Source organism: Enterobacter cloacae complex sp. S1 (assembly GCF_014930525.1).
GTDB classification, from domain to species: domain Bacteria; phylum Pseudomonadota; class Gammaproteobacteria; order Enterobacterales; family Enterobacteriaceae; genus Enterobacter; species Enterobacter hormaechei_C.
In genome coordinates this window covers 20,410-32,390 of record NZ_JADBRE010000014.1, presented here as the reverse complement: position 1 = coordinate 32,390, position 11,981 = coordinate 20,410, and the positions used below count along the sequence as shown (strand labels likewise).

Sequence of the window (11,981 nt, the reverse complement as noted above, 5' to 3'; positions counted from 1 at the left end):
TGTGGGGAACCCTCAGCCCCAAAGGGGAGAGGGTTAGGGTGAGGGGCAAAGCTTTACCTCTCTTCCCCGCAGCGCTACAATGCCCGCCCTTAAAGTGGGGGATCTCCCCTTACCGCTGCACCAGGTGCACGCGGATCTGACCTGTCATCAGAACGAGAACAAACATGTTTAAACCGGAACTCCTTTCCCCGGCGGGAACGCTGCAAAATATGCGTTACGCTTTCGCCTATGGTGCCGACGCCGTCTACGCGGGCCAGCCGCGCTACTCGCTGCGCGTGCGTAACAACGAATTCAACCACGAGAATCTTCAGCTCGGCATCAACGAAGCGCATGCCCTGGGCAAAAAATTCTACGTGGTGGTGAACATCGCGCCGCACAACGCCAAGCTGAAAACGTTCATTCGCGACCTGAAGCCGGTCGTGGAGATGGGGCCGGACGCGCTGATCATGTCGGACCCGGGTTTAATCATGCTGGTTCGGGAGAACTTCCCGGAGATGGACATTCACCTCTCGGTGCAGGCTAACGCCGTCAACTGGGCAACGGTGAAATTCTGGAAACAGATGGGGCTGACCCGCGTCATTCTGTCCCGCGAGCTGTCCCTCGAAGAGATCGAAGAGATCCGCACCCAGGTGCCGGATATGGAGATCGAAATCTTCGTTCACGGCGCGCTGTGCATGGCCTACTCCGGCCGCTGCCTGCTCTCTGGCTACATCAACAAGCGTGACCCGAACCAGGGCACCTGCACCAACGCCTGCCGCTGGGAATATAACGTTCAGGAAGGCAAAGAAGATGACATCGGCAATATCGTGCACAAACACGAGCCGATCCCGGTCACCAACGTTGAGCCAACGCTGGGTATCGGCGCGCCTACCGACAGCGTGTTTATGATCGAAGAAGCCAAACGTCCGGGCGAATACATGACCGCCTTCGAAGACGAGCATGGCACCTACATCATGAACTCCAAAGATCTGCGCGCCATCGCACACGTCGAGCGTTTAACCCAGATGGGCGTACACTCCCTGAAAATCGAAGGCCGCACCAAGTCTTACTACTACTGCGCCCGTACCGCACAGGTGTATCGCAAAGCCATCGACGATGCCGCAGCCGGTAAACCGTTCGACACCAGCCTGCTGGAAACGCTGGAAGGTCTGGCGCATCGCGGCTATACCGAAGGTTTCCTGCGTCGTCACACCCACGACGACTACCAGAACTACGAGCATGGCTACTCGATTTCCGAACGCCAGCAGTTTGTAGGCGACTTCACCGGCGAGCGTAAAGGCCCGCTGGCCGCCGTCGCCGTAAAAAACAAATTCACTAAAGGCGACAGCCTGGAGCTGATGACGCCTCAGGGCAACATGAACTTCCGCCTGGAGCACCTGGAAAACAAAAAAGGTGAGGCGATAGAGGTCGCACCTGGCGACGGCCATGTGGTCTGGCTGCCGGTTCCTGAAGAGGTAGAGCTGGAGTTTGCGCTGCTGATGCGTAATTTTGAAGGTGAAAATACCCGAAATCCACACGGCAAATAGTCAATCAACGGGATTTTTTCACGCTGGGATAATTCTTAGAATCGGATCACATACCGCTTCGTTCAATACGGGTATTATCCCCCCGCTGAAAAACATAACCCATAAATGCTAGCTGTACCAGGAACCACCTCCTTAGCCTGCGTAATCTCCCTTACGCGGGCTTATTTTTTTTCCCCTGAAAGTTAAAATGGAGTTGCGTTGACCTGGTGGGGGGTCGTGTCGGCATTTGGCATAGCATATAAGGGAATCGTACAGACAAAGGATCTGTATCCCATCTTTTAATGGATTAGAGAAGGATGAAAACTATTCGGAACATTCCTAATTGTAAGAGATGGCAGCCCCCTTACTCTTGATTCAATAACAGCCAACGATTCACCTGGACGGAGAGAGATGAAGTGACATTCCCAGGTCAGTTTTCAAAGGATATTCCAGATTACGAAATCGCACGCAGTCTTGGTCTTGCCTCTGGCTGCGATATAAATTTCACAGCACTTTCAGGTCAACTGGACTGTAGCAGAAATTTTAATCAGGCCGGGATTATCTACTCAGACGGTGCACGTCAGTGGTTAGTACGGCCATCAAGAAGAATTGCGACACCAAACGAAAGCTCGGTTAGTCATGTAGTCATAACCAAAGTAAATGCCTCATTAGTTAACCCTGTTCAGGCAACAACGGCGACGATTAAGTCCCCTTCCCTGGCAACTGAAATTGGTTCAACGGCAATTTCCTGCGGAGCCGCAATACTTACTGTTGTTCTTGCGGCAGGTGCCGGCATGGCTATTCCACTCACCGCAGGGTCTTCCGGTGCTATAGCCGCTGTGATCTTGGCCGGTGGTGTTGCGACAGGAATTCAATGTGCAAATGGGCTTGGCCGCCTGTCGTTGATTGCTATGAATCATGATGACTATGTTGCGTGGATGGACTCCCAGGAGTGGTATACAGCAACCAACACAGCCCTGGATGCGATTTCTCTTGCCGGGGCTGCTGCGGGTTTAAAAAGCGCTGTATTGACCTATCGCCTTCTTAACCGTTCATCGTCTGAGAGTTTGCTCTCTTTATTACAAAAAATGAGCCGGGCTGACCGTACGCGATTAACAGAGGAGATTATTCGTATCCGCAATCCCGGCATCTCGAATTCAGGTGTAAAAGCCGCAATGAAAGCAGGCGTGTATCCTAAACGTTATCCGTCAGAAGCGTTGCAGTTGCTCTTACAGCGTGAGTTGCTGAACACCATTTCAAATTCCTCTGCCTTTGTTGGAAGTGCTATCTCAGGAAATATCAGAAATCCGCAGAATGTTGCACAAACGGGTAAATACATTTTTGGTTTAATTCAGTCTTTTTCATTTACAGGAAGTTATTGACCCGTCCATGATGAAATACATTAAAAATAGCCTTACATTAAGTGCCTTGGTTAACAGTAAAATGGCGACCGATGATCTCCACCAGCTTGAAACATTAAAAGAAGAATTAAAAGATCAGTTCGGCGTTCCTGTGGGCGTACATACGACAGGGATTCCTCTGGCAGTTAGCACATTACTTGCTATTTTTTGCTACGCCATGGTGCAAGTTTCCCTCTGGCTGTTGCTGTTTCGCTGGCTCGGCTTAGCTGAATTTAAGGTTATGATGGGAGTATTCATTGCAGCAATTGTGTATTGTCTGGTAGTGATGAGCACGATGTTTCTGACTACACGGGGATCTTTGCCTGGATATAAACTGCATATTTTCGTCATTACGCTGACAGGCATAATGAGCATCGTTTATTTCATCTGGACAGGGATTTCGCTTTTAATCGGCCCTGTTGAGAACTACACACCGCAAATAACCTCTTTGTTGGGGCTGGGTTTTTTCTGTCTGAACATTAAGTGGATGGATTCATCGATTTTTTACCGTTCAATTGCGCTAACGCTACATAATCGGGTCTGGCGTAAGCAGCTCAAAATTGAGGCAAGGCCAACGTCAGGCCTCTAACGTTGACCACAATTGCCATTTGAGTGTCAGTAACAGCTATGTAAGCGCTACGGGGTTCTTTGGTCGGGTTCAAAGGCCCCCTTACGCGGGCTTATTTTTTGCCTTTCATCCTGTTCTTACCCGCTTTTTCCTTCTCTGGGATACACTCTTTCTATAGTTAAAAAAGGGAGCAACCCGGATGGCATCCTATCCAGACAGTTTATTAATTCTCAATGGCAAAAGTGCAGGCAACGATCTGTTGCGCCAGGCGATCACCGAATTGCGTGAAAATGGCGCGCGCATTCACGTGCGGGTGACCTTTGAAAAAGGCGATGCGGCACGCTATATCGACGAAGGCATCAGGTTAGGTGCTGAGACCATCATTTCAGGCGGCGGCGACGGAACAATCAACGAGATCGCTGGCGCGCTTATTGACCTCAACACAGCACATCGCCCGGTGATGGGCATTTTACCGCTCGGTACCGCCAATGATTTTGCCACCAGCGCCGGCATACCTGAGGATTTAGGCAAAGCACTGCAACTGGCTATCCTCGGGAAAGCGACCGCCGTCGACATTGCACAGGTGAATGAAAGAACCTGTTTTATCAACATGGCAACGGGCGGTTTCGGCACGCGGATCACCAGCGAAACGCCGGAGAAGCTGAAAGCCGCGCTGGGCGGCGTCTCGTACCTCATTCACGGCCTGATGCGCATGGACACCCTCAAGCCCGACAGCTGTGAAATCCACGGTGAGAACTTCCACTGGCAGGGCGACGCGCTGGTGATTGGTATCGGCAACGGACGTCAGGCAGGCGGCGGACAGCAGCTTTGCCCGGAAGCCCTGATTAATGATGGTCAGCTACAGCTGCGCATTTTTACCGGCGACGGGCTGCTGCCCGCGCTGTTTACGACGCTGACGCAGCCAGAGGAGAGCCCCAATATCATCGCCGGGAAATCCGCGTGGTTTGAAGTGATCGCCCCACACGGTATGACCTTTAACCTTGATGGCGAACCGCTGAGCGGAGAGAAATTCCGCATCGAAGTTGTTCCGGGCGCATTGCAGTGCCGATTACCGCCGGATTGTCAGCTCTTGCGCTGATGGTTTGCCGGGTGGCGGCTACGCCTTACCCGGCCTACAGGACCGATCGCGTAGCCGCCACCCGGCTACCTAATACACCGCCACCTCCCGCGCCATCTCGCGGGAATACTGCTGTGAGGCATTGACCAGCATCCGCGTATAGTCGGTTTTGGCCTGCCCGGCGACCAGTTCGTCCACCGTCAGGCTTTCTAGGATTTTGCCATACTGCATTACCGCCACCTTCTGACACAGATGGGCAATCACGCCCAGATCGTGGGTCACAATCAGGTAGGTCAGGTTCGACTCACGCTGAAGTTCCGCCAGCAGGTTGAGGATTTCCGCCTGCACCGAGACGTCCAGCGCCGAGGTAGGTTCATCCAGCAGCAGCACCTGCGGCTCCAGAATCAGCGCCCTGGCAATCGCCACGCGCTGGCGCTGCCCGCCGGAAAGCTGGTGCGGATAGCGATCGCGAAACGCCCGGTTAAGCCCAACTTTATCCAGCAGGGCGTGAACGCGCCGCTCCCGATCTTTTATGCGGTGAATGTGCAGCGGCTCTTCCAGAATATCGCCGATGGTGTGACGCGGATGCAAAGAGCCGTACGGATCCTGAAATACCATCTGCACCCGGCGGCAGCGTTCCTGGCTGATACGTTTTTCCAGCCGCTTGCCGTTAATCGCCAGCTCGCCCTCCCAGTGGGTAAACAGCCCGGCAAGGCATTTCAGCACCGTGGTTTTGCCCGAACCGGACTCCCCCACCAGGCCGTAAATCTCCCCCTCCCTCACGCTGATATTCACATCGTCCAGCACCTGATTACGCTTCTCGCCCTCGCCAAACGTCAGGTTAAGGTGTTGTATCTCGATCATCTCTGCTCCTTACTCGGTGAGCCAGCTGGCCTGACGCTGTAATACCGGCAGCGTCGGTCGGCGATGGTTGATTTCCGGTAGCGCGCTGATGAGCCCCTGGGTGTAGGGATGCCTGGCGTTGTGCAGATCCTTCGCGGCAATCGACTCCACCACCCGTCCGGCGTACATCACCAGCACCCGGTCGCAGAAGCTGCGCACCAGGTTGATGTCGTGGCTGATAAAGATCAGCCCCAGACCGCGGGACTGCACCAGGTCGTCGAGCAGGCCCAGCACCTGCAAACGCACCGACACGTCCAGCGCCGAAGTCGGCTCGTCGGCAATGACCAGCTCCGGATCGGCGATCAGCATCATGGCGATCATGATGCGTTGCCCCTGCCCGCCGGAAATCTCGTGCGGACAGAGGTGATACACCCGCTCCGGCTGGCGAATGCGCACCACGTCGAGCATCTCCAGCACTCTGGCTTTGGCTTCCGCCTTGCGCCCCGGATGATGGGTCAGCCAGGCTTCGGCAATTTGGTCGCCCACGCAGACCACCGGGTTAAGGGAGTATTTCGGGTCCTGCATGATCATCGAGATGCGCTTGCCGCGAATGCCGCGCATCTGCGCCTCGCTGACGGCCTGTAAATCGACATCGCCAAACTGCATCCGCGCGGCGCGGATCTGCGCTTTGGCCGGATGCAGGCGTAGCAGCGCCCGCCCGACGGTAGATTTACCGGAACCGGATTCACCGACAATCGCCAGCTTTTCACGTCCGAGCTGGAAAGAGACGCCGCGCACCGCGTGGGTGACCGCGCCGCCGTTGATAAAATCGACGTGGAGATCGCGCACGTCGAGCATCGGGTTATTCGCTACGAGGATCGAGGATGTCACGTAGGCCATCTCCTAAGAAGTTGAACGCCAGACTGTTGATAAGGATCGCCAGCCCCGGAATAGTCACCACCCACCAGCACGCCATCATGTAGGTACGACCGCTGGAGATCATCGCCCCCCACTCCGGCTCCGGCGGCTGTGCGCCAAGGCCGAGAAAGCCCAGCCCGGCGGCGGTGAGAATGATCCCCGCCATGTTCATGGTGATGCGGATAATCACTGACGGCAGGCACAGCGGGACAATGTGACGCCACAGCACGCGCATCGGGGAAGCACCCTGAAGCCGCACGGCGGAGATAAAATCGGCCTGGCGCAGAGAGAGGGTTTCGGCGCGCGCCAGACGGGCAATCGGCGGCCAGGCGGTGAGCGTAATCGCAATCACCACATGCTCCAGCCCCGGCCCGAGCGCCGCGACAAACGCCAGCGCCAGCACCAGGCTCGGGAAGGAGATAAAGATATCGGTGACGCGCATCAGCACCGCGTCCACCCTGCCGCCAAAATAGCCTGCGGTGACGCCCAGCAGCAGCCCCAGCGGGCCAACGGTCACGGAGACCAGCAGCACGATGTAGAGCGTGATGCGCGCGCCGTACACCAGCCGGCTGAAGATGTCCCGGCCAAACTCGTCGGTGCCGAACCAGTTCTGCGCGTTCGGGGCGGCGAGCGCGTTGCTAAGGTCCTGAACCAGCGGGTTGTACGGGGCAATCAGCGGCGCAAAGGCCGCCACGATCAGCAGCAGCAGGATAATCCCGCCGCCAATCGCGGTGAGCGGGTTGCGCGCCATCTTGCCGACAAAACCGGCGGCGCGGCCCAGCGTGCGCCTGATACGCTGGCGGCGTTCGGATGGCCCGGTCCCCAGCGGCGAATCCAGAGAAACGGTCATGATTTCGTCCTCGGGTCAAAGAGTTGATACAGCATGTCGGAGAGCAGGTTCAGCATCACGAAGATAACCCCCACCAGCAGCACGCAGCCCATGACCGCGTTCATATCCCCGAGCAGCAGGCTGCCGGTGAGATACGAACCGAAGCCCGGCCAGGAGAAGACGGTTTCAATCAGCACCGCCCCCTCCAGCAGCGAGCCGTAGGCCAGCGCCACTACCGTCAGGAGCTGCACGAGAATGTTGCGAAACGCGTGATTCCAGATCACCTGACGTTCAGTTAAGCCCTTCACCCGGGCAGTGATAATGAACTCCTGCGACAGCTGCGCCAGCATGAAGCTGCGGGTCATGCGGCTGATGTAGGCCAGCGAGTGGAAGCCGAGCAGGGAAGCTGGCAGTACCAGATGATTAATGGCGTTCCAGAATACCGCACCGTTTCCGGCCAGCAGCGCATCCACCGTCATCAGCCCGGTGCGGCGCGGGACTAACCCGTCCAGGCCGAGATCCAGACGTCCCGCGCCTCCCACCCAGCCAAGCCAGGCGTAGAACAGCAGCAGCCCCATCATCCCGACCCAGAAAATCGGCGTGGAATAACCCGCCAGACTGATGATGCGCACCACGTAGTCGGAAACGCTGTTGCGCCGCGCCGCCGCCAGTACGCCCAGCGGAATGCCCAGACCCGCACCGACGATAATCGCCATCGTCGCCAGCTCGAGCGTCGCCGGGAAGACGCGCAGAATATCGGCAGTCACCGGTTTACCCGTCAGCAGGGCATTGCCCAGATCGCCGTGCAGCAGGTTATTGAGGTAAATACCGAACTGAGCCAGCAGCGACCGGTCGAATCCCAGCTGGTGATAGACCTGCTGATAGGTGCTGTGGTCGGCATCCGGTCCGACAATCGCCAGCACCGGATCAACGGGCATTACGCGGCCGATGAAAAAGGTCAGCAGCAGCAGGCCGAACAGCGTCACCACCACCTGCGTTAACCGCTTTGAGAAGCGCCGGGTCCGTGAGCCGGGCGCGAGAATTGCCACACTCATTTATCACCTCCGGTTTTGTAGACCTCACGCAGGAAGGTGGTGGCCGACGGGTGCGACTGGAAGTTCTTCACCTCGTTACGCACCACCACCGAATCGACCATCTGTGACAGGGGGATCATCGCCGGGATCAGTTCGTCGTAGCGGACCTGGATCTGCTGGTAGTCGGCGATCTGTTTTTCCGGATCGCGCTCCAGCAGGGCCTTGTCGATCATTTCATTGAGCGGCTTGTCGTAGAAGCTGGTACGCCAGCCCTGGAAGTTGGTCAGACGGGCTTCATCGCTGTTGTCCGGGTTATAGACCAACGCCCGCAGGCTGGAGTGCGGATGGGGTTCGACGCCGCTACCGCCGCGCCCCACCAGCATGTCGAACTTGCGCTCGCGCATTGCGCCGTAAATCTGGTTCCCGGTGCCGGTGATGATTTTGGCGTTGATGCCCGCCTGCATCAGCGTCGACTGCACGGCGATGGCGATATTGAGGAACGGCTGATCCGCCAGCACCCGCAGGGTGGTGTCAAACCCGTCCGGGTAGCCCGCCTCCGCCAGCAGCTTTCTGGCGCGCGGGATATCGAGCCTATAGCCCGGGTCCGGCAGCGTGGACGGCATACCCGCCTTGATCGGGCGCTGGTGCAGCACGCCGTAGCCCGGCATCAGCGCGCTGTTGATGCCCTGATAGTCAATCAGATAGCGCACCGCTTCGCGCACCTTCGGGTTAGCGAAATGGACCTCTTTCATGCTCATCGCCACGTAGTAGACCGTGCCTTTCTGCACGGCTTCGACGGTGAGCTGCGGGTCTTTGCGCAGGGCGTTAATGTCCGCCACCGCCATGTTGTTGGCAACGTCGAGGTCGCCTTTCTCAATCATCAGGCGCAGGGTTTGTGACTCCTGGAAATGACGCAGCACCACCCGACTCATTTTGGGTTCTTCCCGCCAGTATTGCGGGTTGCGCTGCATGCGCAGCACGTCCTTCGCCTGCCAGGTTTCCAGCATAAACGGGCCGGAACCCGCTTCGTTGGTGGTAAGCCAGCGGTTGCCCCAGTCGTTATTCACCGCGTGCTGCTGCACCGTTTTGCTGTCGAGCACGCCGAGGTTGCCGAGCGCGCCGAGGGAGTAGATCACCAGCTGCGGATCGTTAGGCTTAGGCAGAACAATTTGCACCGTGTAGGCATCGGGGGCGCTGATTTGGCTGTCGATGTTTTGCTTAGAAAATCCATACGACTTCCACACCGAGGCCTGGGCAAGGTTGAGGTGCAGCAGACGGCGCATCGACCAGACCACATCCTCCGCCGTCAGCGGGTTGCCAGAGTGGAATTTAACGTCGTCACGCAGGTGAAAGGTCAGGGTTTTACGGTCCGGCGAAATATCCCAGGACGTCGCCAGCGCGGGCCTGACGTTGGTGAGCGCGTTCGGGTCCAGCTCCACCAGCGAGTCGTAGAGATTGACCACTATGCCGACCACTTCGTTACCGGTCATCGCCGCCGGGTCGAGTGTCAGGAGGTTGTTCATATTCATGCCGATGATGAGCTGGTCGGGCGGCGTTTTTGCGTACGCCGCACCGCTCCCCATCATCAGCGAGAGCGCGAGCAAGCACGCCCCGGCTAAGGGAGATCGTTTCATGTATATATCGCCTGTAGGGTACGTTTTTATCTGTCAGTCGTGGCTGACGGTATTGGCTTCGATATATGCAAAATTAATGTCTTCGCCCAGTCCCGGGCGGGTCGGCAGACTGACCATGCCGTGTTCGTCCATCGGGTCCACCAGGCTGTTGAGGTACGCCGCCGGTTGGTCGTAGTCGAGGAACGGGTGCAGCAGGCCGCGCTCGTACCAGCGGCAGTTTTTGATGGCGCCAATCACCGCCAGGCTGGCCGCGCCGTTGCCGTGTATTTCGCAGTCCATGCCAAAAGATTCCGCCAGGTTCGCCACCTTCAGCGTTGGGGAAATGCCGCCCACGCCGTTCGACCCTGCGCGCAGGATGTCGCAGGCCCCGGCTTTGATCCAGTCCGCGCGGCTGTGGTGCTTTCCGCCCAGGCTTTCCGGCCCGATAACCGGAATCGAGAGGTTCTCCGCCAGCCACGCGTAGGAGGCCATGCTCTCCTCCTCCATCGGCTCTTCAAACCAGGCGAAGTCAAGCTTTTCCAGCGCTTTGCCGATGTACAGCGCCTCGGTACGGCTGTACCAGTGGTAGCCGTCAATCATCAGGTCAATGTCCGGGCCAACCGCTTCACGCACGGCGGCACAGGCTTTGACGTCCATCTTTGGATTGGGGGCGAAAGAGACCGGCGGCATCCAGGTGTGCAGCTTGATGGCCTTGTAACCGCGCGCCACCAGCTTTTCGGCAAAGCTGGCGTACTCCTCCGGCGTGGATAATCCGCCCGGCAGATCGTCGCCGCACATGGTGCTGCCATAGGCCGGCACCTTATCGCGATAGCCTCCAAGCAGTTTCCAGACCGGCAGGTTGAGCTTACGGCCAATCAGATCCCATAGCGCCTGTTCAACGAAGCCCAGCGCGCGCTCGGTCAGCTGATGCGCGCTTCCCCGCTGCCAGTGCGCCAGATCCTGCCAGATGCGTTCCCGGTTGAATGCGTCCTGCCCCACCAGCACTTTGCGAAAGAAGGTATTGACCACAAAGGGGCGCACCACTTCCGGCGGCGCGAACGAATATCCGCGGGTGCCCTCTTCTGCCGTGATGGTCAGCATCGCCATTTTGGCCATGCTCTCCGGCCCAGGATGCGAATGCCCCGCGGCGTCAGAGACCCGACGCGTCGGGTACTGAAAAAAGGTGACGTTTACAGATTCAATTTTCATTATCGGTCCTTAAGTCCGGCGATAAGCCCAGAAGCAGAAAATGACAAAGGGGTTTTATGATTTTAAAAATGCGTTTCAATATCTAATTTAAGCATAAAAAATCAGCACGTCCTCGGACAAAACGCGTTAAGGAGAGGCTATTTTTTGGGCATATGCACGGTCGGACGTGACAATTTTCACAAAAGCGCGGGGAAATGTGAGGTTGATCGGGAGACGTTATTTGAAGGTAAGCGCAGAAGCAGGAATATGCTGACCGGCAACAACCCGCGGAAACTTCTGCGCTTACAAATCAGTCAACTAACCCGCTTCCGGGGCTGGAACGGCAAGCGTTTCCAGCAGCGCATGCATAGACGCATACCGGCCAATGGCATCTTTAAAGCTGGCATGATGGCACGCTGGCGAGACGATGAGGGTTTTGAGCCCCGCACTAAGGGCGGCACGGTAGCCGCTCTGGCTGTCCTCAATCACTATGCACTGCGAGGCCGTCAGGCCTAATTTTCGCAGCGCCGAGAGATAGACCGCAGGATGCGGTTTACCGTAGCGTTCATCGTCGGCGCTGCAAATGACCTCAAAATAGTGACCCATCCTGAGTTTCTTAAGCACCGCATGCACGATTTCATGCGACGAAGAGGTGGCAAGTGCAATCCGGTAACCTGCCTCACGAAAATACGACATCACGTCGTAGATGCCCTCTATCGCTTTGCCTTCCCGGCCAATCAGTTCGATGATACGCAGACGAATGGCCGCTTCAATCATTACAGGATCGGCCTCAAGTTTACAGTATTCACACCAGGTCCGGGCAATCTCATCCAGCCGCTTGCCTTTCGTCAGTGACTCACACTCTTCGTCGCTGACCTCAGCACGCCAGCCTGCCAGAGCTGCTTTCTGCGCCTGACGCCACAGGCCTTCGGAGTCAATGATGACGCCATCCATGTCAAAAATTACCGCCTTAACATCCATCATACGTCTCCGTGAATGGCCCGA

General features: G+C 57.0%; 11 protein-coding genes. 4 read left to right on the top strand and 7 right to left on the bottom strand.

All coding sequences use genetic code 11. The annotated features are described in order from the left end of the window. Positions 1-164 precede the first annotated feature (164 nt). The 4 genes from yegQ (at position 165) to yegS (ending at position 4,572) form a co-directional block, all read left to right on the top strand. Entirely contained in the window at positions 165-1,526 is a 1,362-nt protein-coding gene (yegQ, locus tag IM290_RS10665; RefSeq protein WP_017383261.1) for a tRNA 5-hydroxyuridine modification protein YegQ, read from the top strand. A 395-nt stretch (positions 1,527-1,921) separates the two neighbouring features. Continuing rightward, complete coding sequence (locus tag IM290_RS10660) at positions 1,922-2,887, top strand: hypothetical protein (RefSeq protein WP_193042384.1); 966 nt, start codon at positions 1,922-1,924, stop codon at positions 2,885-2,887. Positions 2,888-2,894: 7 nt separating this feature from the next. Then, complete coding sequence (locus tag IM290_RS10655) at positions 2,895-3,494, top strand: hypothetical protein (protein ID WP_193042383.1); 600 nt, start codon at positions 2,895-2,897, stop codon at positions 3,492-3,494. 178 nt (positions 3,495-3,672) lie between these two features. After that, positions 3,673-4,572, top strand: coding sequence for a lipid kinase YegS (yegS, locus tag IM290_RS10650; RefSeq protein ID WP_193042382.1), 900 nt, complete (start codon positions 3,673-3,675; stop codon positions 4,570-4,572). Between the two features lie 69 nt (positions 4,573-4,641). Here yegS and IM290_RS10645 read toward each other — a convergent pair whose 3' ends face one another. From IM290_RS10645 to IM290_RS10615, 7 genes are all read right to left on the bottom strand, one after another. Beyond that, positions 4,642-5,415, bottom strand: a complete 774-nt coding sequence (locus IM290_RS10645; protein WP_193042381.1) for an ABC transporter ATP-binding protein — start codon at positions 5,413-5,415, stop codon at positions 4,642-4,644. Positions 5,416-5,424: 9 nt separating this feature from the next. Further along, complete coding sequence (locus tag IM290_RS10640) at positions 5,425-6,285, bottom strand: ABC transporter ATP-binding protein (RefSeq protein WP_032666825.1); 861 nt, start codon at positions 6,283-6,285, stop codon at positions 5,425-5,427. After that, positions 6,257-7,162, bottom strand: a complete 906-nt coding sequence (locus IM290_RS10635) for an ABC transporter permease (protein ID WP_193042380.1) — start codon at positions 7,160-7,162, stop codon at positions 6,257-6,259. The genes IM290_RS10640 and IM290_RS10635 overlap by 29 nt, the downstream gene beginning before the upstream one ends. After that, positions 7,159-8,196, bottom strand: a complete 1,038-nt coding sequence (locus IM290_RS10630) for an ABC transporter permease (RefSeq protein WP_058687525.1) — start codon at positions 8,194-8,196, stop codon at positions 7,159-7,161. Before IM290_RS10630 ends, IM290_RS10635 begins: the two co-directional genes overlap by 4 nt. Beyond that, positions 8,193-9,809 carry an ABC transporter substrate-binding protein gene (locus tag IM290_RS10625; RefSeq protein ID WP_193042379.1) on the bottom strand — a complete coding sequence of 539 codons (1,617 nt, stop codon included), beginning with the start codon at positions 9,807-9,809 and terminating at the stop codon, positions 8,193-8,195. Before IM290_RS10625 ends, IM290_RS10630 begins: the two co-directional genes overlap by 4 nt. Before the next feature lie 33 nt (positions 9,810-9,842). Beyond that, complete coding sequence (locus IM290_RS10620; protein ID WP_193042378.1) at positions 9,843-10,997, bottom strand: mandelate racemase family protein; 1,155 nt, start codon at positions 10,995-10,997, stop codon at positions 9,843-9,845. A gap of 297 nt (positions 10,998-11,294) precedes the next feature. Then, positions 11,295-11,960, bottom strand: coding sequence for an HAD family phosphatase (locus tag IM290_RS10615; RefSeq protein ID WP_193042377.1), 666 nt, complete (start codon positions 11,958-11,960; stop codon positions 11,295-11,297). Positions 11,961-11,981 lie beyond the last annotated feature (21 nt).